Source organism: uncultured Campylobacter sp. (assembly GCF_938045595.1).
Taxonomy (GTDB): Bacteria; Campylobacterota; Campylobacteria; order Campylobacterales; family Campylobacteraceae; genus Campylobacter_B.
Genome location: NZ_CALIBB010000302.1, coordinates 1 through 23,577 on the forward strand (window position 1 = coordinate 1; position 23,577 = coordinate 23,577).

Here is a 23,577-nt window from a genome sequence, read left to right on the forward strand (position 1 = left end):
CGTGTGCGACTACGTGGGCGTGGGCGGTCAGACCGTGCGCGCCGATAGACCGACGCTGGACGTGCGCGCGGCTAAATTTGATGAAATTAGCGCTTTGGCAAGTAGCGCCGATATGCTGGCGCTAGATACGCGCGTTGCGCCGCAAAATCTAAAGCTGCGCGCGCCCGACGTTTGGATATACTCGCGCCGCGCACTTTCGGATTTTGATGCGAGCATTCCGCTTTTTGGCGTCGAAGGGCGCAAGGTGGAGGTCTCGCGCTCGCTGCCTGCGGGCGCTAAAATCACGATGGTGGAGGCGGGGGCGAGTTCGTTTGACGAGTTTGCGCAGTTTGCGAGCCATGCGCTTATTTTTTACAGCGCGCAGATGAGGAACGCGGGAAATTTTAGAGCAAATGCCGCGCTACAGCCGCTTTTTATCTCTAGCGCGGGCGATCCGCACCTAGAAGCGAACGAATTTTACGGCTGGTTTAAAATTTTAAAATGAAAGGTTTATATTACTGCTGATATAAAAATCAGCGCAACTACTATTATTATGACGAACACTAGCACTTTATCTATATTATATTTCCTTTTAGGGCTGCAATTTTGCAAGAAAGCCCCAAGCTTGTATCCTCTGATATGAAATAGCCAAGCGGTCCAAATCGATCCGAGGGATAAGCACATCGCCGCAAATGCCGTATCAGATTTCTGCCATACGATCATGCCGAAAATCAAAAACAAAGACAGAAAAGAAACGATAATCACGCCTATCGTCGAAAAGGCGATAAAAAATATAAAATTTAGCTTGCGATCAATGCCTAAAATGCGAAAATTAATAATTTTATTTGCGATATAAAATGCGGAGATTATCGTTAAGATAGCTTTTGCGAGCTCGACTTTAAAGGGAGCGTAGGGCAATAGCGGTGCGCCAAAAACTGCATTTAATATGATGCCCGCGTGCGATAAAGTAAAGCCGAGCGAGAATGAGAATACGCCCGTCAGTAAGACGCCTAGAAGTAATTTGTAGAAATATATTTTCATACGCAATCCTTAAAATTCTGTGAAATTATACAAAACAACGGCTTAAGATTTTGATCGCGAATTTAGCGTAAGCTTTGAAATTTTTCACGTATACCGCAAGCAACAACGCAGAGCGAGTATAAAAAATAGATATATGCTGCAAGCGGGACAAAAGCGACAAATCCCGAAGCATAAACTAGCGCTACTAATACATATGTCGCATTTGCCAGCGCAGGTATGCTATAAGTCCAAAGCTCTGGCTTTTCAAAAGGGGTGTAGATATTATTCAAATACAAAGCTAAATTTACGACAAGCAGTAGAAAAAATATATAGTTCTTTTTCATAAAAGGAAAAGCGACACAAACCAAGACTACTATCAAATTTAATGCGATAAGAAAACCTATGTAATTAATATCTATAAAGGCGCAAAGTAAGCCTAAAATCGCGATTAATATATACCTTTTCATAACCGATTGTCATCCTTTTTAATTCCTGCAATTATAGTGCATAGGTTTAAATTTTGATAAAAAGTATTTCGTACTTAAAATTTTGTCGCGCCGTGCGGGTGATCTACGCCTATTAAATTTAGCGCATACGGACGAAATTTAAACTAGGCGCTTGGCTTTATTTAGTTTTAAAAATGATGTGGCTTAGCCAAATTACGGCTATAAGCAGTAAAATAGATATTAGCGTTTCACTGATTTGCCTATATTTTTTTAGACTAACGATTTGCAAAAATTTACCGAGCTCGTAATCGCTTTTGCGAAATAAATATACCGTTGAGCAGATGCCCATGAATAATGCCGCGGCGGATAAAATTGCCATTAGTTTTTTATCTAAATCCATACCATATATCATAAAACCGAATGTTGCGATAAGAATAATGGCGGTAAGGGCTAAAATTCCTATCGTCGCAAAGGCGATGAAAAATATAAAATTTAACTTACGATCGATGCCTTTGACATAAAAATCGCTCAAACTGCTACTGATATAGAAGGAAAATAACTCAAGAATTACCGTCGTAAAAGGCAGACGAATATCGCCCGGAAATAAAAAATACCCCTTCAAAAGGTCTATTATATCAACATTTAAAAGTTTTGAGAGGTGCAATGAAGCAACATAAAATGAAATCAAAAAAACTGCCAAAAAGACATTGCCTAAAAGAAACTTGTAAATTAGGTATTTTATGTTTTTGCGCACCTCGGCTCCCTGAAATTTCGCGAGATTATACGTCAAATTTGCTTTTAATCGGCTCAAATCGGCAGAGAAATTTAATGAGTGAAATTTAGGCAAATTTTGAGCGTAGTTTAAATTTGCAGCTCGATTTGCAGCTAAATTCGCAGCGCAGAATTTTAAAATTTAGCGGCGCGAATCGCGCCGGGTGTAGACGCAATTTGCACTGCTACTTTTATGTGAGCTTGCAATAAAGCATGAAGCAGGCTATGAGCGCGAGCAGTATCGTTACGACGATGCGGAGCTTAAAATCCACGTTAAAGCTCGCGCCTAGGTTTTTCAAAAGCCCGCTTAGCATAAAACCAGAGCGTTTAAATAGCGCGTATGTTAGGCACACAGACAATAAAAATGCGCCGCCGAAAAAGTAAAGCTCGTACCGTAAAAGCAAGAATCCAAATAGCAAGCACAAAGAGCCCGTCACGATCATTGACGCAAAGCAGGCGCAAAATGTTATGAAAAACATAAAATCCAGCTTGCAATCTATGCCTAGAATTTTGTATTTAATCATCCTAAATGCGAAATATCCGCCGAATAAAAAAGAGGGCAAGAGCTTTTGCACAAACGTGAGAAAATAGGCAAAAATAGGCAAGCGTGGGGTGGAGGCAAAATCGATTTCGATCCCAAGCTCGTTTAAAATAGTAAAAAGCATAAATCCCGCAACGCCGAAGCTTGCATAAGAGATCAAAAGCGAGATGAAAATTATCCGTATGGGGCTTTTGGCTTGGTTCACGAGCAGTCCTTTAGATTTCCCGGATTATATAAAATTCCCGCTTTCCTCGCTATAAAATTTAGATTAAATTTTGTTTATTCGCGGTATTTGAAGCGTGTGGAATTCTGATTTTGCGGTCAGAATTTGGATTAGAATTTCACTTCGGAATTTGATAACAAGAATTCCGCAGCAGAATTCCGAAGCAAAAATTTCGTTGCAAGAATTCTGCAAAGCGAATTTCACAATTAAATTTTAAAATCTCAAAATTTTAAAATTCCGAAATCTCGCGGCGCGGGCAAATTTAAAATTTAAAACTCAAGCCAAATTTTAAATTTCAAACCGAGCGGGATTCTAAATTCTAAATCGAGCGGAATTCCAAATTCAAAAATTTAGTGATTATGTCCCAGATGCCCACCTGCGCCATTTGATCTTACTTCGCAGATTAGCTCGTCAGCGCATTCGTTGTCGCTACTTTCAAGCTGCAGCGTCGTGTGCGTGATGCCCAGATGCTCCATTTCGTGCGATATTTCGGCCATGATCCGCTCCGCTTCGCGCACACTCAGCTCGCCGCTAACCACGATGTGAGCCGTGAGAGCGTTTGCGCCGCTCGTGATGCTCCAGACGTGCAGGTCGTGCACCGAAAGCACGCCGTCCACGCCCCTGATCTGCGCGACGAGCCCGTCCAGGCACACGCCCTTTGGCGAGCCCTCCATCAGGATGTTTAGGCTGTCTTTTAGCACGCCCCAGCCGCTTTTTACGATGAGCGCGGCCACGAGCAGGCTAGCCGCCGCGTCCGCCCAGCCCCAGCCAAAGCACATCATCGCCAAAGCCGCCGCGATCGCGCCCACCGAGCCCAGGGCGTCGCCCAGCACGTGTAGGTAGGCGCCGCGCATATTGACGTTTTCTCTCACGTCGCCGCCGCGTAGCATGTAAAGCGCCACGACGATGTTTACGGCAAGACCCAGCGTGCTGATAGCGAGCATGCCCGCGGTGGCTACTTCGGGCGGGTTTTGCAGGCGCCGCGCTGCCTCGATGACGATCAAAACGGCGATCGCAACGAGAGCGAGAGTATTTATCGTCGCGGCTAAAATTTCGATCCGCCTGTAGCCGAAGGTCTTTTGCATATTACCTTTGCGTTCGCCGAATTTAAATGCAAACAGCGAAAGCCCGAGCGCCGCGGCGTCTGATAGCATGTGTCCGGCGTCTGAGAGCAGGGCGAGCGAGTTCGTCGCGAAACCGCCCGCAACCTCGATCAGCATAAAAGCGGATATCATAAGGAAGGAATTTCTCAAAACGGTTTTATTTGACGCGTGCGAATGTGCGCAATGGGCGTGATTTTCGTGCATTTTGACCTCGTTTTTCAGCAAATTTTAGGTACATTATACCCCAAAAAAGCGCTTAAATTTTATCCATATCGCCTTCTGGCTCGGTGCTTGTGCGCTTGCCGATGTCTTTAACTTGCTAAACTCCTCTATCAGCCTCGGCGCGTTGTTGGAACCGATTGCAAGTGTCTTAAATGCGCTATTTTGCATAAAGATCCTTCGGTTAAAATCGCGCGGATTTTAGCTGATTTTAAAATTCGCGTCAAGTTTTTTGAAAATTTTTGCTGTAACTCTTGACATTACAACAAAATTTTATTATACTTCGCTCATCAGTTGTAAGTTATAGCATTACAACAAAAAATTTCTAAGGAGAAAAAGATGTCAAACTACAAGATCGTTTCAACGAAAAACGAACCGAGAGTCGAGCTAAAAGAAGCTCTATGCTTAAGCGGCTGTGAACTTTCTATCAACGAGCTTCCCGCAAACGCGAGCGTGCCGTTCGTGCATTCGCACAAGCAAAACGAGGAGCTTTATTTGGTGCTAAAAGGCGGCGGCACGCTCTTTATAGACGGCGAGGAGAAGTCGGTCAAAGAGGGCGACGCGATCCGCATCGATCCTGCAGGCAAAAGATGTTTCAAAGCGGGCGCGCAGGGGATTAAATTTATCTGTATCCAAACTAAACGCGGTAGCTTGGAGCAGTACACTATGGGCGACGGCGTGATAAACGACGATGTAAAGCCAAGCTGGCTGTAAAATTTCGCAAAACAAGCGTGTGGCAAAGCGCGGGCGTAAATTTTAAACCATGCGGCGGGCAAACGACGCCCTACGCGGCGGGTTCATCGGCTGCAACGACGGCGATAAATGGTCGTATGATAAGTACATTAGCTGCGGCGGAAGTGAATTAGCTTGCAGTAGCGATAAGCGGCTGCGTCAGCAAACAAGATCTAAATTTAAAGGATAGAAAATGAAAAAAATAGCAATCATCGGAGCAAACGGAAAATCAGGTAGCGCGCTAGTTGCGGAGGCGCTAAGGCAGGGCTACGACGTAACGGGCTTCGCGCGAAACAAAGAGTATAAAAACGGCGTCATCAAGCTCGTGCACAAGGACGTTTTCGAGCTTGGCAAGGCCGATTTGGCGGGCTTTGACGTCGTAATCAGCGTGATCGCTGCATGGACGCCGCAGACCTTCCCGCTTCACGCGAAAATGACGCAGCACATCGCGGAGCTGCTAAGCGGCACGCAGACGAGACTTTTCGTCATCGGCGGCGCGGGCGTGTTATACACAGACGCTTCGCGCAAGACGTGTCTGATGGATACTCCGAGCTTTCCGGCTGAGTATATGGGCGTAGCGGGGGCGACTGCGGCGAGCTACGAGGTGCTAAAAGCAAGCAAAAATTTGATCTGGACCTACGTGATCCCTGCCGCGGAATACGACGCAAATGCCGCTCGCACAGGCTCATACGTCCTAGGCGGCGACGAGCTGATCCTAAACGGTAAGGGCAAAAGCTACATCGGCTACGCAGACCTCGCGCTCGCAGTAATAGATGAGATCGGGGCTCAAAAATTTATCGGCAAGCTGTTTACGGCGGTCGGCGAATAATGCGGCTTTGCTGCGTGTAAATTTTAACTGCGCGGCACGGCAAAATTCGGGTGCAAATTTTAACTACGTGGCGCGGTAAAATTTGAACGCAGATTTAAAATTTAGCGAAAAAGTAAGCTAGAGCTTTAATCAAAATTTAGCGCTAGGACAGCCTATGTTTGAATTAAAATTTAGAGCTAGAGCGAGCTGCGACTTGAAATTGAAATTTAGCAGCGGGGCAAACTCAAGCTAGAATTTAAAATTTAACGGCAACGGTAGCGGTTACCGCGGTGCTAATGACGGCGGCGATTGCGTTGCAAAAAATCGGTAGCGATTGTATTCGAATAATAGCGGCGGTGGCGATAGCAGCGATTGTATTCGCGACAACGGCAGCAGTGGTAATGATCAGCGGTAGCGGCTGCAACGGTGGCGGCGACGAGACGGGGATGATCGCGCTATCGGTATAGGCGATGCGAGGCTTGCCATGTCGCGGATAAAATTTAGACGTGATTAAAATTAATATCTAAATTTTAAAAAATCGACTAGCAGATGAAATTTCGGAACGATTAAAATTTAATATCCGAATTTTAGAAAGATCGTTTGGCTGATAAAATTTAGACACGATTAAATTTAAAGTTAGAATTTTAAGAAAATCGCCTAGCGGATTAAATTTTAGCGCGATCTGAAATTTAGCGGCCGAGTTTAAGGAAAATTTCGCTTAAATTCTAAAACTCAGATCCAAATCAAGGAGCGAAATGCAAGTAGGTATCAAATTTTCACTCGCGGTTCATATCATGCTTTGCGTCGCGTATTTTCGCAAGGAAAAGGTCACGGGCGATTTCGTCGCCGCAAGCTCGGGGATAAACCCCGCCATCGCGCGCAAGCTGATCTCACAGCTAAGAAATGCAGCCTTGGTGCTCACGACTGCGGGCGTTGGCGGCATCACACTAGCTTGCGACGCGCGGCTCATCACGCTTTTAGACATTTATGAGGCGGTGAGCGAGGAGGACGCGATGTTTCGCCTGCACAAAGGCTCGCCTAGCGCCTGCCCCGTGGGCGGCAAGATCGAGGCGGTACTCGCGCCGCGCTTTGCTCGCATTCAGAATGATTTTAAAAAATCCCTATCAAGCGTGAGCTTGGCGGATCTGCTGAGCGATTTGGGATAGAGCTATTAAAATTTTAAATACGCATTTATCTTCTAAACTTGCTCAGATTTCAAGGCTTGCGGGCTAAATTTATATAAAATTTTACCCGCCCGCCATGTAAAATTTCGATTTAATTTGATTTAAGATATAATCCTCCTAATTAATTCTAAGGGGAAATTTTGAAATATCTAAAAGCCATATTGCAATTCATCGCAGTTTTTGCTTGCCTTATTTTGTATCTATTCGTAAGCGGAAGAGTAGGACTTCATAAATCATAATCTCACTACACTATTACGATAGGCTCCGATACTACTAAAGAAGCGGGACTTGATAAGTATGTAAGCGAAGCGGAGATGCAAAGTTTTGCATTTAGATATTGGGATATAGATTACAATTCAAACCCGAAAAACGTATTTAAAGAACCCGCCATAGACGTAGAGCTAAAAAGGCTTTTAAAAAGCAAGCAAACTGATAAAATTTTAAAATTTATGAAAGATAACAATCTAACCGTAGAGCATACTATGCACGGAGGGGTAACGCCCGTGATGTATTCTAGCTTTTGGGATGATACAAATACTACCCAAGAGCTTATAAAGTTAGGTCGGATATACATAAAAAAGATGAATACAAGCTATCCGCTATGGCTTATGCTATAGAAAATAATGCTACTAAAGCGGTAAGACTGCTTTTAGACAACGGCGTTAAATTTGAAGAGGCGGAAGTCGTTAGAAACAGACTGCTTCCGCCGAATTATAACCATATAAAATCTTTGCAAATAAGTGACGATGGAAATTTTACGTTGATTTATGATACCGACTACCCTATGATTAGTATAGGAGAGCCGAATTATTTCTTTTCATATCTTACGAATACGAATATGTATGAGATAGCAAAGATGGCATTAGAAAGCGGCTACAAGCCATATATTTGGAAATTTCAAAACTCTACGGTGGGTCTAAGGTACGGAAACGATATTAAAAAGGTCGTGCCTGAAGGAATATTAAATGATAAAGCGGAACCGACGGACGGATTTGATATTACCGAATATGATTTTTCATTGTATGATACATTTCCGGGCACTCCAAATTACGAACCGATTTTAAAGCTGCTTATGCAGTATAACGTAGGCGGACAACCGAGTCTGGAATTTCTAAAACGAAAATATGATGATTGTCATAGAAACTATATATATAGTTTGGATAGTTATTATAAAATAAACTACGATGCAACTTATTATATACCTAAAAGTGAAATTTCGCTTATAACGACGGTATATCGCAAATATTGCAAAGATAGAAATTCTACATTTAAAGATGTTTATGAATATACGAAATTTGCAAGCGAGTTAAATGAAATGGAAGCGGTATCCATCCATATGTATACCAGAGATAAAGACGGTCGTAAGCTTGATCGGCCGTATAAAGATAATTTAAAAAAGCTAGATAAATATATAGACGAGATCTCATCCGATGAGATAAAAAATGCAATAAAAGAATCTTATGAAAACTAACCCCTCAAGCTATAATTTTATTTTCCTAACTTCCAGCTCGCCGCCAAAAAAGTTCGCGTAGTAAAGCAGGTCTTTTTCGACCTCAAGCCCCGCTAGATAGCGCAGAGCGAGGTTCGCCTCAAAGCTTGCCGCAAACATCACGATCGCAGCCGTTATGCCCGCAGGCGTCGCGTTTAGGCTAGGGAAAAATTTAAAATCCGCATTCTGCACGAAGCAGACTTGGCACTGCCAGCTGTCCACCGACGCAAACACCCACGGCACGCCTATTTGCTTAGCAAACGCATCGATCTGCGCGCGCGTGGCGAGATTATCGGTCGCATCTAAAATCAGATCAAATTTCTCGCCCGAGCCTATCGCGTTAGCAAAAAATTCCTCCGCGCGGCTCTTATGCACCTCGACGCTCACGCCGTCGTAGCGGCTTTCCGTGCGGCTTTTAAAAATATCCGCTTTAAATTTGCCCTCGTCTTCGAGCGTGAATAAAATTTGTCTGTGGATGTTATGAAGCGCCACCGTGTCGAAATCCACGACGCTGATCCGCCCGATGCCGCTTGCGCCCAGAGCGTAAGAAAGGCTGCTTCCAAGCCCGCCCGCGCCGATGATCAGGATGCGCTTGTCCGCAAGCGCGCGCTGCGTCTGCTCGCCCCAAAGCTGGATCTGTCTGTGGAAGTAGTTCATAAAAGCCCTCTGCCGACTAGGTTTTTGCGGAATTTCCACAGTCCGCGCGCCGCAGCGATCTCGTCCGCGTCCACTTCGCACATCAGCACGCCCTCTTCGTTTTTCAGCTCGTTTGCGATCTCGCCGCCGGGGGTTACGACGAAGCTCTCGCCGTAAAATTTAAACTCGCTTTCGCCGAATTTCGCCTCGCCGATGCGGTTGGCGCGGATGACGTAGAGCGAGTTCGTAAACGCGCGCATCTTCAAAAGCTCGCGCCAGCGCCCGCCGCTTTCGAAGGTCGAGGCGCAGGGCACGAGCACGCAGCCGACGTTTTTTTGCATAAAATAGCGCCAAAATACGTCAAAATGCGCCTCGTAGCCAAAGCATACGCCGAATTTCACGCCGCCCTCGCTAAAGATCATCGGCGAAATTTTACCGATTTTGCGGCTTTTGCGGTTGGCGAAAAAGCCCTCCTCGTTCCAGTGCGGATAGTCCATCAGGATATTTTGATCGTAAAATTTCACCTCCAAAGGCGAAAATTTCGCGCAGGATTTCACCCAGATGGGCTCGTTTTCGCTCGCGCAAAAGATCTCCTCTTCGCTCGCGTCTTTTTGGCTTTCTTTGGAATTTAGAGCGTTTGGGCTTTCGGGGGCGCTTTTTAAATTTGCGGCTTTGAAATTTAAAGATTTTGCACCGCAGGAGCTTGAGCCGCCTTTGGAACTCTGCTCGTTTTTGGAATTTAAAGCGCCTTTAGAATTTGAACCATCGTTGGAATTTAAATCGCTCTTGGAATTTAGCTCGCCCTTGCAACCGGGCTCGCTTTTAAGGCTTAAAGAATTTTCGCTGCCGCCCAAGCTTTTTTGAGCCGCGCCGCCGAAAATGCCCGCCTGCCTCAAAATCGCGCCGCTAGCGGCTCTGATTATCGGCGCTACGATATGCAGGTCGTATTTGGCGGCCAGCCGCGCCATCAGCTCCTGCTTGTGCTCGCTCTGTTCGCACGCGATGGAGCGAGGCATCTTTTTAAGCTCGCTAAAGAAGGAATTTAGCTCATATTCGCCCAGCAGCACGATCCGCGCGCCGTTGTCTTTGGCGACCTTCATATAGTAATCGATCCGATTTTCGCTCATCGAAAGCGTCGGTAGCTGTAAAACGCATACGTTTATCATCGCCACCTCCTAAGCCTGCTCGGGTGCGTTTATTTCGGCAACCTCGAGCTTGGCGTTTTCTAAAATTTCCTTTGTCTCTTTTAGCAGCGCCACGCCCTGCTTATACAGCTTCACGCTCTCTTCTAGGCTTAGATCCTTGTCGTTTAGGCTCTTTAAAAGCGCGCTAATCTTTTCCATTTTTTCCTCAAAACTCATCCAAAATCCTTTTTATGATGTAATCAAATTTTTCTATCTCGACCAAAAACGCGTCGTGTCCGTAGTCGCTGTCGATCTGCGCGTAGCTCGTGCGATCTTTTTTGCCCAGATCGCTCATCGCATCGTAAATTTCTTTCATTAGCCCCGGTGGAAAGAGCACATCGCCTTTGAAAGAGATGAGGTGCAGGCGTGATCTGATCTGCGCGCAGGCGTTTTTGAGATTGCCGTAGTGGCGCGTGCAATCAAATATATTCATCATCTTAGCGATGTAGAGATAGCACAGCGGATCGAACCTGCGCGCGAAATTTTCGCCGTTGTATTCAAGGTAACGATCGACCTGAAAGCGCCCGTTAATCTCGTAAAGACCGTCGGTTTCAACGTAGTTGCGCCCGAATTTATCCTGCATTGAGCTTGGGCTTAAAAAACTTATATGCCCCGCCATGCGCCCCACCGCCATGCCGTCAAGTCCGTGCTCGGCGATCAGATTTTTATCGTAGTTGCCGCCTTTGAAATTCGGATCGCGCAAGATGGCTTCGGTCGCGATCTTATTAAACGCGATCGCCCAAGGCTGCGTAGCGTATGTGCTTGCGAGCACGAAAATTTCATCCGCAAATTCCGGATATTCGATAGCGTAGCACAGCGCCTGCATGCCGCCCAGACTGCCGCCAATAACGGCGCGGGCGCGGGCGATGCCTAGGCGCTTTAAAAGCATAATCTGCGCGCGCACGACGTCTGAGACGACCACTACCGGAAAGCGCAAGCGGTACTCGCGGCCGCTGCTTTCATCGACGTCGAGCGGGCAGGTAGAGCCGAACGGCGAAGCTAGGATGTTTATGCAGATGACGAAAAATTTCGTAGTATCGACCGCTTTATGATCGCCGATGAGTCCGTCCCACCAGCCAGGTTTAACGTCGCCCTCGTAAAGTCCCGCGGCGTGCGCGGAGCCGGTTAAGGCGTGGCAGATGACGATAACGTTTGATTTGTCCGGGTTTAGCTCGCCGTAGGTTTCGTAGGCGAGCTTGAAGTTAGAAAAGACGCGACCGCTCTCCAGATAGAGCGGCTCGTCGAAATTTTGAATTTTGCTTTGAAGGATCACTGATTTACTCGGTAATTCGGCGCTTCCTGCGTGATGATGACGTCGTGGACGTGGCTTTCTTTAAGACCTGCGCTCGTGATCTCGACGAATTCCGCCTTTTGCTGAAAGGTCGCGATATCCTTGCTGCCGCAGTATCCCATCGAGCTTCGCAAGCCGCCTAGCAGCTGAAAGATCACGTCTTTTAGCATGCCCGCGTAAGGCACGCGCCCCTCGACGCCCTCGGGCACGAGCTTTTCTTTTGCGGTGCCGTCTTGAAAGTAGCGATCCGAGCTTCCCTTCTGCATCGCCGCAAGCGATCCCATACCGCGGTAGGTTTTGTACTGGCGCCCCTGAAACGTAATGAGCTCGCCCGGGGTCTCGTAGCAGCCTGCGAGCAAGCTTCCCATCATCACCGAGCTTGCGCCCGCGGCTAGGGCTTTAGCGATGTCTCCCGAGTATTTGATGCCGCCGTCTGCGATGATCGGAATTCCAAATTTAGCCGCCTCGATCGCGCAATCGTTGATCGCGGTAAACTGCGGCACGCCCACGCCCGCTACGATGCGCGTAGTGCAGATCGAGCCCGGGCCGATGCCTACTTTAATCGCGTCTGCTCCTGCGTTTGCGATATCCTTTATGCTGGCGGGGTTTGCTACGTTTCCTACTACTACGTCGACGTCAAAATTTCGCTTCAGCTCCTTAAGCGTGTCGATAATGCCTTTGGAGTGTCCGTGTGCAGAGTCCATCACAAGCGCGTCTACGCCCGCTTTGACGAGAGCTTCGGCTCTTTGCAGATGGCCTACGCCAATCGCCGCGGCGACGCGAAGGCGTCCGAATTTGTCTTTATTGGCGCTTGGATATTCGATACGCTTTTTAAGGTCTTTAATCGTAATAAGCCCCTCTAAGTGGCCGTTTGCGTCGATTATCGGAAGCTTTTCTACCTTATTGTTTCTAAAAATTTTCTCCGCATCATCCAGAGTGCAGCCCTTCGGAGCGGTAATTAGCGGAGCTTTGGTCATCTTTTCGCCCACAAGCGCGGCGGTATCGGTTTCAAAGCGCAGGTCGCGATTGGTCAAAATCCCAATCAGCACGCCGTTATCGTCGATAACGGGAATGCCGCTGATGTGGTACTCGCTCATCAGATCGAGAGCGTCTTTGATCGTGGCGTCCGCCTTGATCGAGATAGGATCGATTATGACGCCGCTTTCGCTCTTTTTTACGCGGCGAACCATCTTGGCTTGGGAGTCCTCGTCCATATTTTTATGGATCACGCCGATGCCGCCGAGACGCGCCATCATTATCGCGGTGCGGTACTCGGTGACCGTATCCATCGCAGCACTCACAAGAGGGGTATTTAGCGTGATATTTTTCGTAAAACTCGTGCTGATATCGACCTCTTTGGGTAAAATTTCAGAGTATTGCGGTACCAACAAAACATCCTCGAAGGTCAGAGCCTTTTTGACGATCTTCATACTTATCCTTTCACGATTTTTTCTAAACTCAAGCCGCCGTCCAGCACCGTTTGTTCGTCGTAGGCGCGCCCGATGAGCTGCGCGCTGATATTAAGAGCCTCTTTGTTTTTCGCTACCGGCACGGAGATCGCGGGAAGCCCCGCTAAATTTACGCCGATCGTGTAGATGTCGCTAAGATACGCGCGAAGCGGATCGCTAAGCTCGCCGAATTTATACGCCACGCCCGGCGCGATCGGCATAAAGATCAAATCGGCGTCTTTTAAAATTTCCTCATATTCGCTTTTGATGAAGGCTCTTGCCTTCTGTGCCTTGATGTAATACGCGTCGTAGTAGCCGCTGCTTAGCACGAAGGTGCCTAGAAGCATTCTTCTTTTGACCTCGTCGCCAAATCCTTCGCCGCGGGTGTTGGCGTAGAGCTCTTTTAAATTTAGAGCCTTCGCGCGGTTTCCGTAGCGCACGCCGTCGTAGCGGCTTAAATTTGCGCTAGCCTCGGCGGTTGCGATGATGTAGTAGGTCGCGATGTCGTATTTGGAGCTGCAAAGATCGCGGTAAACGATCTCGTGTCCGAAGGATTTTAGCTTTTCTATAGTTAAATTTAGAGCCTCTTTGACCTGCTGCGAGGCTTCGTCGATATAATTTTTTATAACGGCGATCTTAAGCTTGCGATCCGCGTTTAGCTTATCCGCGGTGCTTTCGTAAGCGCCCGCGTAGCTCGTGCTGTCCATCTCGTCGCGGCCTGCGATGATGTCGTATAAAATCGCCGCATCCTCGACGCTGCGCGTAATCGGTCCTATCTGATCGAGGCTGCTAGAATACGCTGCAAGTCCGTAGCGGCTGACCCTGCCGTAGCTCGGCTTAAAGCCTACGCAGCCGCAAAATGCCGCCGGCTGGCGGATCGAGCCGCCCGTATCGCTTCCGAGTGCGGCTACGGCGATATTTGCCGCTACGGCAGCCGCGCTTCCGCCGCTACTGCCGCCGGGTACGCGCGAGTGATCGGTCGGATTGAGAGTTTTGCCGTAGAATGAGCTCTCGGTCGTGCTTCCCATCGCAAACTCATCCATATTCGTTCGCCCAAACGGCGCCAAACCGCGCTTCCGTAGCTTTTTAATCACCGTCGCGTCGTATGGTGCAACGTAGCCTTGCAAAATTTTACTCGCCGAGGTGACGCTCCAATCTTTTACCTGAATGTTATCTTTGATCGCGATCGGCACGCCCTCGCCGCTGATGTTTAGAGCCTCGCCCGTGAGCTGCTCGACGTAGGCGCCGAGCTCTTTGGTTTTTAAAATTTTATCCTTTAACTCCGCTCTAAGCGCCGAAATTTCATCCGCGTTCAGCTTTAGAGCCTCTTTCAAACTTATCATCTGCCATCCTTAAATTTATTCACGAAATAGATCCCCACGCCCGTCGCTACGCAGATTAGCGCGATCGTAAAAAATACGAAGCCGAGACTTATGGGGCTAGCGAGCATGCATGACCTTCGCGCAGCGCGGGCAGAGCTCATCAGGCTCTTTTGCGTTAAATTTCCAGCATCTCGGGCATTTATGTTTAGAGGATTTTACGAGGCGGAAAATTTCGTCGTTTATCTTAAACTCCGCCAGAGCCTCCTCGCTTTGCAGAGTGTCCACGTCGCTTACCATGAACCAATCCGCCACGCCTAGGATGTCGTTTGATAAAATTTCGTTCGAGCTCGTCTGTAAAACCAGCTCAAGCGTCGATTTGATGATCTTGTCCTTTTTAAGCGCGTCGATAAGCTCGAAAAATTTCTCCCTCGATTTGATTAAAATTTCGTCAAATTCTAGAAAATCGTCAAATTCTACCTGCTTGTAGATTAGATCGAAAGCGTCCTGCTTGCCCTCTTTAATGATTTGCGGCGCAAATTCCATCACTTCGTCGATCGTGTAGGTTAGCGTAGGCGCGATCAGAGGCAGCAGCGCTCGCGTGATCAGAGCGATCGCACTTTGCGCGCTTCTGCGGCGCGGCTCGTCGGGTGCGTCGCAGTAGAGCCTATCTTTGCAGATATCAAGATAAATTCCGCTCAGATCGGCGCTTAAGAAATTTAGCAAGGCGTTGAAGCCCTTTGAAAAATCGTAGTTTCTAAACGCCGTTTCCGCGCCCGCAAAGGCGTTTGCCGCGCGCGTTAGGATCCAGCGGTCAAGCCGCGTAAAATTGCTCGTCTCGATCTCATTTAAATCGCTCGTACTTGCGAGCAGAAATCTTATCGTATTTCGGATCTTGCGGTACTGCTCGCTTACCTGCTTTAGGATATTGTCGCTGATCTTTAGATCGGTCGAATAATCGCTCATCGCGACCCACAGGCGTAAAATTTCCACGCCGTGGCTCTTTGCGACCTCTTGCGGATAGACGACGTTTCCGACGGACTTGCTCATCTTTTGACCCTTCTCATCGACGGTAAATCCGTGTGTGAGGATGCTCTTGTACGGCGCGCATTCGTTAATCGCGCAGCTTAGAAGCAGTGAGCTTTGAAACCAGCCGCGGTGTTGGTCGCTGCCCTCAAGATACATATCCGCGGGGAATTTGCCTGCATCGTAGGCGCCGCTTTGTAGCACCGCTTTCCACGTCGAGCCGCTATCGAACCAAACGTCTAAGATGTCCATCACCTTTTCTAAATTTTCAGGCTTATAGCCGCTGTCCTGTGGCAAGAGCTCCGAAATTTCCATCTGCCACCAAGCATCCGCGCCCTTAGCCTTAAAAATTTCGTAGATATTATTTAAAATTTTTTCGTCGAATATTGGCTCTTTGGTGCTTTTATCGCGGAAAAACGCGATCGGCACGCCCCAGTCCCTCTGGCGCGAAATACACCAATCGGGGCGGTTTTCTATCATCGAGCTTAGGCGGTTGATGCCGCTTTGCGGATAAAATTTAACCCCTCCGATCTGCTCTAGCGCCACCTGACGCAGCGTCTTGCCGCTAGGCATTGGCTCATCCATCGCGATAAACCACTGCTTCGTTGCGCGGTAGATCACCGGTTTGTGCGTGCGCCAGCAGTGCGGATAGGAGTGGACGAATTTGCCGGATTTGATAAGCGCGGGGCCTAGAAGCTCTAAAATTCTCTCGTTTGCTTTGAAAATATGCATCCCCACGAGCTCGTCTACGACGTCTGCGCGGAAGAGTTTTTTGGTTTTAAGTGTCTCGTCGAAACAGCCGCCCTCATCCACGGGCATAATCACCTCGATGCCGTATTTAAGCCCTACGAAATAATCGTCCTCGCCGTGTCCGGGAGCCGTATGCACGAGCCCGGTGCCGCCGTCCATTAAAACGTGCTCGCCGAGGATAAATTTCGAAGCTCTATCGTTTAACGGATTTATCGCGTTTAAGCCTTCAAGCTCGGCAGCGTTAAATTCTTTAACGATCTCGCCTTTCGTGATGCCCAGGCTTACGAGACTTTCGACCAAAGGTTTTGCAAAGATTAAATTTTCGCTCGTCAGCGCGTAAATTTCATTCGGGTTCAAAGATATCGCGCCGTTTGCGGGCAGCGTCCAAGGCGTGGTCGTCCAGATGACCGCTTTGGCGCCTTTCGCGCCGATTTTAGCGTTCGCTTCACTGCTTAGATCAAACGCCACGAAGATCGAGTAGTCCTCTTTATCTTTATACTCGACCTCGGCTTCTGCGAGTGCGCTCTTTGCCGCCCAGCTCCAAAACACGGGCTTACTTCGCTCGATCAGAATTCCTTTTTTCGCGATCTGGCAGAGCGCTTTGTAAATTTCAGCCTCAAACTCAAATTTTAGCGTCAGATACGGATCGTCCCAGTCGCCTAAAATCCCCATATCTTTAAATTCATTGCGCTGCACGTCGATGAACTCTTTGGCGTGCTGTCTGCAAAGCTCGCGGATCTGCACTTTTGAAAGCGATTTTTTCTTATCTCCGAGTTTAATCTCTACTTGCTGCTCGATCGGCAGGCCGTGGCAGTCCCAGCCCGGCACGTAGCGGATATCCTCGCCGAAGAAATAATGGGTTTTGGTGATGATGTCTTTTAAAATTTTATTCAGCGCGTGGCCGATGTGGAGATGCCCGTTAGCGTACGGCGGACCGTCGTGGATATTAAAGCTAACGCTTGCGCCCTTGCGTTTAGCCTTCATCTTTTCGTAAATTTTACGCTCGTCGTACCATGCCTTAAACCGCGCAGGTTCGTTTTGCGGCAACGCGCCTCGCATCGCAAAGTCCGTCGTAGGAAGAAAGAGAGTATCTTTGTAGTCCATATTTGTACCTTTTCGTGTCTTAAAAAATTTGTGAAGTTTATCCAAAACGCCATTAAAAAGCTCTGAAAGAGCAGTCTGCGTTTATGCTATAATGTGTGAAAATTTAATGAGGGTCTTTATGAAAAATATCATCCTTGTAATCGGCGAGGAGATCCGCTACGACGCGGCTTTGATGAGCTATATTTCTCGCAGCTACGAACGAGTTTTTGGGCGGATCGACGATCTGAAATTCTTAAGCGAAAACGATAAGGTTTTGCCCTTCGCGCTTGAAAAGATGATCGATTCGTACGATTTTATCACGATCTTTGCGGCAAACTCCGCCTACGCGGTCGTCGGTAAAATTTTATCGACGCTCTCTTTTGATTCACTCGAGCTAAAAAATGGAGAAACCCTAGCTCCCTCGATGGCGCACACGGTCGCGAAAAATAGCTTCCTACTAAACGTCAGAGGCTGCTCGGTAAACGTGATCAAGGCGCTTTGCTTGCAGAGCTTGCCGCCGATCCTTCAAGACGCGCCGAGCGCGGGCGAGAGCTTTTATCTATTCGATTGCGAATACGAAAGCGTAAAGCAGCGCCTAGAAAGCCTTGCGATCAGTTATAAAATTTCGCTTACGATCAGTAGGCCCTGCTCCTTTTTGTTGCTCGTGCGTGCCAGTGCGATGAAATTCGGAGCGCTGGACGCGTTTTTGCAGAGCGTCGGCAAGTATTATGAGAGCTGCTATATCGAAGGCGGCGATTTTATGGGCTTTGTGGTGGATAGGCTGCGCGAAATAGGCGCTAAGATCACCTTTGCAGAAAGCTGCACCGCAGGGCTAATCGCCGCAAAATTCGGTGCGGTTGCGGGCGTGAGCGACGTTTTTGACGGCTCGCTCGTAAGCTACGCCAACGAGATAAAAAATCTCTGGCTAAACGTAGGCGAAGATACGCTCGCTCGCTACGGCGCGGTCAGCGCGCAGACCGTGGGCGAGATGCTGGAGGGCGCGCTGCAAAGCAGCGGGGCGAGCTTTGCTCTGGCGGTAAGCGGTATCGCGGGCCCCGGCGGCGGAAGCGCGCAAAAGCCCGTAGGGACGGTCTTTATCGGCGCAAAGGAGCAGGGCGGCAAACAGATCGTCGGGGAATTTCATCTAAAAGGCGATCGAAACTACATCCGCGAACAAAGCGCCGATATCGCTATCTGCTTGCTTTTGAAGCTTAGAAGCGATCTGTTTTTCGGGCGGCTCCCAAGCGCGCCTGCGAGAGATGAAATTTAAAGGAGCGGATTTTGAAAAGACGAATTTTAAAAAGGTGCGGACGCGATTCGGCGCAGAATTTTATCCGAGCAAGCGGCGAGCAGGGCTTTGGACGGCTGCGAAATTCCGTTTCAGCCGGCGGTGCGCGAAATTTTACTTCGGCATACGTTGGGCAGAATTTTATCTCAGCGCAGGACGGATTAAATTTTATCTCGGCGGGTCGCGCTATAAATTTTAATTTTATAAACGATTTTAGCTTTATAAGCGCGGCGCTAAATTTTACTTTGGCGCTAGCCGCGGCGTGTATTTTGAGCGGCTGCGACGGCGGATCGGACGCGCAAGATCACGAGCAAAGCGCGCGCTCGGAGCAGAATTTTAGCGCGGGTAATCAAGGGCGAAATTTTAATAAAAGCGCGGATAGCTCGGGGCAAAGTTTGGCTCAAAGCTCCACGCAAAATTCTACGCAAGGCTCCGTACAAAATTCCGCGCCGCAGGGCTTTGAGAGCAAGCAAAAATCCGATCTGAACTCCACGATAGACGAGCTTGCAAACGATGCTAAGGTTTTGGGCGAGGCTTTGCAAAATTTGCAGAAAAAGGCGCCCGAAGTCTTGAGCGATTTCGCCGCTCGCAACTCGGACAGGACCAAGGATCTGCTAAAGCAGGGCGAGGCGGTGGCACGCGAGGCGGGCAAAAACCTTGATAAGATGGGCGAAAGCCTGCAAGGCGTCATCAAAGATGCGAACGAGAGCCTAGGCAAGGTCTTGGAGGGCTTTGGCGTGCAGCCTAGACAGGAGCCGCGCGGCGGGCGCTCGCAGGAGCGCGATGATAATTCAGATCCTGAAGAGGCAGATGGTAGGCAAAGCTTTAGAATTTAAATTACGCTAAATTTTACTCAAAATTTTTTGTTGCAACTACCACCCACAGGAAAGCGGCAAGTCTTCGCAGAAAGCGTAACGAGCCTGCACGAAAGCGTGACGGACACTCATAAGAGCGCGATGAGCACCCGCAGCCCGACAACAGAACCGATGGGCAAGGTTTTAGAATTTAAAGCACGGCCAGATTTCATCTAAATTTTATTTGTTGTGGCGAATGCTCGCAGAGAAACGGCGCTAAATTTTATTAAAATTTCCCATGCGCAGCTGTTTCGTTAAAATTTTACTCGCGCGAGCCTCCGCAATGGAATATGAATATTTGCAAAGAAGTGGTAAATCTCTGCAAAACGCGACGAGTGCCCCAAGGACGAGCATTTCTAAAATAAAGCGCGAGTAGTGGATGAAGTTTGGAATTCAAAGCTCCGCTCTTTGACGCTGCTGTAAAGATAAGCAGGCAGCGGCCGGTAAAGCTTTAGAATTTAAGGCCGCTTGCGATAAAACGAGAAAAATTTTACGAAGTAGGGCTATAATGCGCCCCGCAATTTCAAATTTAAAGGATAGAAATGAAAACTATCATTATTTTAGCTCATCCAAATATCGCAAACTCGCTCGTAAACCGCCACTGGAGGGATGCCGTGCTAGCGCATCCCGATAAGTTCGAGCTTCACGATCTTTACGCGCTTTATGCGGATTTTAAAATCGATGTGGAAAAGGAGCAAAAACTGCTCGAAAGTCACGATAAAATCGTGCTTCAGTTTCCGTTTCGTTTTTCAAACTGCACGCCGCTTCTTAAGCAGTGGTTTGAGGACGTTTTTACGCGCGGCTGGGCTTATGGCACAGAGAGCGGCGGCAAGCTTAAAGGCAAAAAATTCGCGCTTGCGATCTCGCTTGGCGCGACCGAGGCAAACTACTCTAAAAACGGCATTGTGGGCTTTAGCGTAGATGAGGTGCTGGCGCCATTTAAAGCTACGTTTAATTTCGTCGGCGCGATTACGCTACCAAATTTCGTCTCATACGGCTTTACATACGATAAAAGCGAGCAAGCCGTAGAAAATAGCGCGAAAAATTATATAAAGTATTTAAATAAGCTTTAAATTCTTTGCTTTTCTAGCCGCCCGCTGCGCGTAAAGCTTTAAAATTTTACGTAAGCGGCGCGGCGGATTTTTTAAAATTTTCGCTCAAGAAGCTCAAATTTAATCTCGAAATTTTTAAATTTTACCCCGAAATTCCGCTCGCGCTTCGTATGCGAACTCAAATGAAATTTCAAGCAAAATTCCGCGTCTAAATTTGAGCCCCGCTCTTAAATTTTAAAATTTTATCAGAGATTTTTTTATACAATTACGGCTGAAATTCGGCCCAAAAAAGGAGAGGGAATGTATAAGCTAAAGCATCTTCTTAGCGCGCAGGATCTGAGCCGCGAGGACATCTACGACTTTATAGATCTGGCGCGCGAGTTTAAAGCGCTCAACCGCACTGACGTTAAAAAATCCGACTCGCTTCGCGGCAAGACGGTCATCAACGCGTTTTTCGAAAACTCCACCCGTACCCGCACTAGCTTTGAGATCGCAGCCAAGCGCCTGGGCGCAGACAGCGTAAATTTCACGGCTGCGGACAGTAGCACGAAAAAGGGCGAGACGCTGATCGACACTATCAGAAATATGCAGGCGATGCGCACCGATATCTTCGTGCTGCGCCACAGCTGCTCGGGCGCGGCGAAATTTGTCGCGGCCAACTGCGACGCATCGATCGTAAATGCGGGCGACGGGCTGAACGAGCACCCGAGCCAGGCGCTGCTGGATCTTTTTACGATCAGCGAGCACAAGGGCAGGATCGAGAATTTAAACGTCGCGATCATCGGCGATATATTCCGCTCGCGCGTGGCCAGAAGCGACATCTGGGCGATGCGAAAGCTCGGCATAAACGTGCGGCTCTTCGGCCCTCCGATGATGCTGCGCGACTGCGACGCGTTCGGCTGCCCGATATGCAAAAGCGTAGAGGAGGCGATCGAGGGCGCCGACGTCATCATCATGCTTAGAATTCAGCTTGAGCGGCAAGACGGCGAGCCGAGCTTCCCGAGCGTGCGCGAGTACTCGAAATTTTTCGGACTTACCGCTAAGAGGATGCAAGCAGCGAAAGAGGGCGTCATGATAATGCATCCCGGCCCGATCAATCGCGGCGTGGAGATCAACTCCGACGTAGCCGACGATCCGCGCTATAGCTGCGTTTTAGATCAGGTAGAAAACGGCGAGGCGATGCGAATGGCGATACTTCATACGATAAATTTAAACAGGAGCGCACGATGAAAATTTTAATAAAAAACGGCACGATCGTTAATCATGACGGCAGCGAGGAGGCGAACGTCCTGATCGAGGGCGATAAAATTTCAAAGATCACGCGCGAGTGTCCCGCCGCAGACCGCGTCATAGACGCTGCGGCCAAGCTCGTGATGCCCGGCCTCATCGATATGCACGTGCATTTTAGAGACCCGGGGCTCGAATACAAAGACGACGTCATCAGCGGCAGCGAAACTGCGGTCGCAGGCGGCGTGACGACCTGCCTTCCGATGGCGAATACTAGGCCCGTAAACGATAACTCCAGCATCACGCGCGCGATGATCGCCAAGGCTAAGGGACGCGGGCTTATCGATCTACTACCCATAGGCGCGATCTCGCAGGACTGCAAGGGCGCAAAAATCGTCGAGATGGGCGATATGCTTGAGGCGGGCTGTGTGGCCTTCAGCGACGACGGGCTGCCCGTGACCGACAGCTCCGTGATGCGACAGGCGCTCGAATACTCCGCGCACTTCGGCTCATTCGTGATAAATCACAGCGAGGATTGCTCGCTTTGCCACGGCGGCGTGATGAACGAGGGTAAGGTTAGCGCGATCCTCGGTCTAAAGGGGATGGCGAGCGAAAAAGAGGAGATCATGATCGCGCGCGATCTGCTGCTTGCCAAAAAGACGGGCGGGCACATCCACGTCGCGCACGTAAGCTCGGCGTGGTCGCTCAAGCTCATCGAGCAGGCTAAGCGCGAGGGTATCCGCGTCACCTGCGAGGCTACGCCGCATCATTTCACCTTCGACGAGCGCGAGCTGATGGGATACGATACGAATTTTAAAATGTCGCCGCCGCTTCGCACCCAAAGCGACGTGCAGGCGATCAGAGAGGCGCTTAAAAGCGGTCTGATCGACGCCATCGTGACCGATCACGCGCCGCATAATACCGACGATAAATTCGTCGAATTCGATCACGCGCCGTTTGGAATTTTAGGGCTTCAAACCCTCGTGCCGCTTACGCTGCGGCTCATAAACGAGGGCATCATCGGCCTTGAAGACATGGTGCGCCTCTGCTCGTTTAACCCGGCTAAAATTCTAAATTTAAAGGACAAGGGCGAGATCAAAGAGGGCTTTTTGGCCGACGTCGCGATCATCGATCCGCAGATTTCCTACGTTTACGACGAGGCGCTAAATAAGTCCAAATCGCGCAACTCGCCGCTTTTCGGCAAGCAGCTTACGGGCGCTGCGGTATGCACGATCAAAAGCGGCCGCGTGGTCTATGAGTTTCCAAACGTCGTAGCGTAGGGCGCTTGCGGCGTAAAACTTGCGATCGGCGACTTGTGGGCAGAGCTTGCGAGTGGTAGCTTGCCGACGAGCGGTATTCGTAGCGCAAATGGCGCTATTGCTTAATTTTAAATTTAGCTAGTTTGGACGCAACGGCTTGCTTTTAAAATTTTGTGGTGCGATCGGTTTATTTTAAATTTGGCGGCAGCGTAGGCATAGCGACTTATCTTTAAAATTTCATAGCGCGTTTTGCTCGGTATCGGCGCGATCTTTGATCCAGTAGTGCGATCGCCTTGCTTAAATTTTAAATTTAGTGGTAGTCCGGATATAGCAAACTACGTTTAAAATTTTACGGCGCGATTTTTTGGTCTAATCATGCGGAGCTCTGCGGCTAATTCGCTTTAAATTTTGCGGTGGCTCATTGTGGCAGCTTACTTTTAAAATTTCATAGCGCGAGCGCGGTTGAAATTTTTTTAAAGCGGTTTGTCATTTTTGTAGTGCGGGTAAATTTGACGCACATCGCCTTGCTCATGCCGCTCGTGGATTTCGGCTTCGGAATTTTACCGACGTATAAGGCATTTGTAAATTTATAACGGCACCTTTTTCGATGCGGCAGCTGCTTTTAAAATTTCACGCTCGCGGCGG

Annotated in this window: 24 protein-coding genes and 1 pseudogene; 12 read left to right on the forward strand and 13 right to left on the reverse strand. The window is 48.6% G+C overall.

Annotation, left to right across the window (positions count from 1 at the left end; translation table 11 throughout):
• Positions 1 to 484, forward strand: a pseudogene (locus Q0340_RS11550) (hypothetical protein); the annotation flags it as partial.
• A gap of 5 nt (positions 485 to 489) precedes the next feature.
• Here the strand turns inward: Q0340_RS11550 and Q0340_RS11555 are convergent.
• From Q0340_RS11555 to Q0340_RS11580, 6 genes are all read right to left on the reverse strand, one after another.
• Positions 490 to 1,020, reverse strand: coding sequence for a hypothetical protein (locus tag Q0340_RS11555; protein ID WP_298083426.1), 531 nt, complete (start codon positions 1,018 to 1,020; stop codon positions 490 to 492).
• A gap of 62 nt (positions 1,021 to 1,082) precedes the next feature.
• Positions 1,083 to 1,466, reverse strand: coding sequence for a transporter (locus Q0340_RS11560; RefSeq protein ID WP_298083427.1), 384 nt, complete (start codon positions 1,464 to 1,466; stop codon positions 1,083 to 1,085).
• 157 nt (positions 1,467 to 1,623) lie between these two features.
• Positions 1,624 to 1,977 (reverse strand): hypothetical protein, encoded by a 354-nt coding sequence (locus tag Q0340_RS11565; RefSeq protein WP_298083428.1) that lies wholly within the window; start codon positions 1,975 to 1,977, stop codon positions 1,624 to 1,626.
• 430 nt (positions 1,978 to 2,407) lie between these two features.
• A complete protein-coding gene (locus tag Q0340_RS11570) occupies positions 2,408 to 2,962 on the reverse strand; it encodes a hypothetical protein (RefSeq protein WP_298083429.1) in 555 nt (184 codons plus the stop codon).
• Positions 2,963 to 3,330: 368 nt separating this feature from the next.
• Positions 3,331 to 4,287 (reverse strand): cation diffusion facilitator family transporter, encoded by a 957-nt coding sequence (locus Q0340_RS11575; protein ID WP_298083430.1) that lies wholly within the window; start codon positions 4,285 to 4,287, stop codon positions 3,331 to 3,333.
• A gap of 33 nt (positions 4,288 to 4,320) precedes the next feature.
• Complete coding sequence (locus tag Q0340_RS11580) at positions 4,321 to 4,473, reverse strand: hypothetical protein (protein WP_298083431.1); 153 nt, start codon at positions 4,471 to 4,473, stop codon at positions 4,321 to 4,323.
• A 168-nt stretch (positions 4,474 to 4,641) separates the two neighbouring features.
• On the opposite strand from Q0340_RS11580, the gene Q0340_RS11585 reads away from it, so the two are divergent.
• The 6 genes from Q0340_RS11585 (at position 4,642) to Q0340_RS11610 (ending at position 8,497) form a co-directional block, all read left to right on the forward strand.
• Positions 4,642 to 5,016 (forward strand): cupin domain-containing protein, encoded by a 375-nt coding sequence (locus tag Q0340_RS11585; protein ID WP_298083432.1) that lies wholly within the window; start codon positions 4,642 to 4,644, stop codon positions 5,014 to 5,016.
• Between the two features lie 211 nt (positions 5,017 to 5,227).
• A complete protein-coding gene (locus Q0340_RS11590) occupies positions 5,228 to 5,863 on the forward strand; it encodes an NAD(P)H-binding protein (RefSeq protein WP_298083433.1) in 636 nt (211 codons plus the stop codon).
• A 293-nt stretch (positions 5,864 to 6,156) separates the two neighbouring features.
• Positions 6,157 to 6,309 (forward strand): hypothetical protein, encoded by a 153-nt coding sequence (locus Q0340_RS11595; RefSeq protein ID WP_298083434.1) that lies wholly within the window; start codon positions 6,157 to 6,159, stop codon positions 6,307 to 6,309.
• 288 nt (positions 6,310 to 6,597) lie between these two features.
• On the forward strand, positions 6,598 to 7,008 hold the full coding sequence (locus tag Q0340_RS11600; RefSeq protein ID WP_298083435.1) for an Rrf2 family transcriptional regulator: 411 nt from the start codon (positions 6,598 to 6,600) through the stop codon (positions 7,006 to 7,008).
• Between the two features lie 332 nt (positions 7,009 to 7,340).
• Complete coding sequence (locus Q0340_RS11605) at positions 7,341 to 7,643, forward strand: hypothetical protein (protein ID WP_298083436.1); 303 nt, start codon at positions 7,341 to 7,343, stop codon at positions 7,641 to 7,643.
• On the forward strand, positions 7,628 to 8,497 hold the full coding sequence (locus Q0340_RS11610) for a hypothetical protein (protein ID WP_298083437.1): 870 nt from the start codon (positions 7,628 to 7,630) through the stop codon (positions 8,495 to 8,497). The genes Q0340_RS11605 and Q0340_RS11610 overlap by 16 nt, the downstream gene beginning before the upstream one ends.
• Before the next feature lie 9 nt (positions 8,498 to 8,506).
• On the opposite strand, the gene Q0340_RS11615 is transcribed toward Q0340_RS11610, so the two are convergent.
• The 7 genes from Q0340_RS11615 to ileS form a co-directional block, all read right to left on the reverse strand.
• Positions 8,507 to 9,172: a ThiF family adenylyltransferase gene (locus Q0340_RS11615; protein WP_298083438.1), complete on the reverse strand. Its 666-nt coding sequence runs from the start codon at positions 9,170 to 9,172 to the stop codon at positions 8,507 to 8,509.
• Positions 9,169 to 10,317, reverse strand: coding sequence for a carbon-nitrogen hydrolase family protein (locus Q0340_RS11620; protein ID WP_298083439.1), 1,149 nt, complete (start codon positions 10,315 to 10,317; stop codon positions 9,169 to 9,171). The genes Q0340_RS11615 and Q0340_RS11620 overlap by 4 nt, the downstream gene beginning before the upstream one ends.
• A 9-nt stretch (positions 10,318 to 10,326) precedes the next feature.
• Positions 10,327 to 10,512, reverse strand: a complete 186-nt coding sequence (xseB, locus tag Q0340_RS11625) for an exodeoxyribonuclease VII small subunit (RefSeq protein WP_298083440.1) — start codon at positions 10,510 to 10,512, stop codon at positions 10,327 to 10,329.
• The gene (locus Q0340_RS11630; RefSeq protein ID WP_298083441.1) at positions 10,502 to 11,608 is read right to left on the reverse strand and encodes a homoserine O-acetyltransferase; all 1,107 of its coding nucleotides are present in this window, start codon (positions 11,606 to 11,608) and stop codon (positions 10,502 to 10,504) included. The genes xseB and Q0340_RS11630 overlap by 11 nt, the downstream gene beginning before the upstream one ends.
• Positions 11,605 to 13,056, reverse strand: a complete 1,452-nt coding sequence (gene guaB, locus Q0340_RS11635) for an IMP dehydrogenase (RefSeq protein ID WP_177386726.1) — start codon at positions 13,054 to 13,056, stop codon at positions 11,605 to 11,607. The genes Q0340_RS11630 and guaB overlap by 4 nt, the downstream gene beginning before the upstream one ends.
• Positions 13,057 to 13,058: 2 nt before the next feature.
• Positions 13,059 to 14,417, reverse strand: coding sequence for an Asp-tRNA(Asn)/Glu-tRNA(Gln) amidotransferase subunit GatA (gene gatA, locus Q0340_RS11640; protein ID WP_298083442.1), 1,359 nt, complete (start codon positions 14,415 to 14,417; stop codon positions 13,059 to 13,061).
• A 96-nt stretch (positions 14,418 to 14,513) separates the two neighbouring features.
• Positions 14,514 to 17,273, reverse strand: coding sequence for an isoleucine--tRNA ligase (gene ileS / locus Q0340_RS11645; protein ID WP_298083443.1), 2,760 nt, complete (start codon positions 17,271 to 17,273; stop codon positions 14,514 to 14,516).
• 118 nt (positions 17,274 to 17,391) lie between these two features.
• Between ileS and Q0340_RS11650 the strand changes: the two genes are divergently transcribed.
• The 5 genes from Q0340_RS11650 (at position 17,392) to Q0340_RS11670 (ending at position 22,953) form a co-directional block, all read left to right on the forward strand.
• A complete protein-coding gene (locus Q0340_RS11650) occupies positions 17,392 to 18,522 on the forward strand; it encodes a CinA family protein (RefSeq protein ID WP_298083444.1) in 1,131 nt (376 codons plus the stop codon).
• An 11-nt stretch (positions 18,523 to 18,533) separates the two neighbouring features.
• Positions 18,534 to 19,376, forward strand: a complete 843-nt coding sequence (locus Q0340_RS11655) for a hypothetical protein (RefSeq protein ID WP_298083445.1) — start codon at positions 18,534 to 18,536, stop codon at positions 19,374 to 19,376.
• A gap of 560 nt (positions 19,377 to 19,936) precedes the next feature.
• Positions 19,937 to 20,467 carry an NAD(P)H-dependent oxidoreductase gene (locus Q0340_RS11660; RefSeq protein ID WP_298083446.1) on the forward strand — a complete coding sequence of 177 codons (531 nt, stop codon included), beginning with the start codon at positions 19,937 to 19,939 and terminating at the stop codon, positions 20,465 to 20,467.
• Between the two features lie 279 nt (positions 20,468 to 20,746).
• Positions 20,747 to 21,676, forward strand: coding sequence for an aspartate carbamoyltransferase catalytic subunit (locus Q0340_RS11665; protein ID WP_298083447.1), 930 nt, complete (start codon positions 20,747 to 20,749; stop codon positions 21,674 to 21,676).
• A complete protein-coding gene (locus Q0340_RS11670; RefSeq protein ID WP_298083448.1) occupies positions 21,673 to 22,953 on the forward strand; it encodes a dihydroorotase in 1,281 nt (426 codons plus the stop codon). The genes Q0340_RS11665 and Q0340_RS11670 overlap by 4 nt, the downstream gene beginning before the upstream one ends.
• Positions 22,954 to 23,577 lie beyond the last annotated feature (624 nt).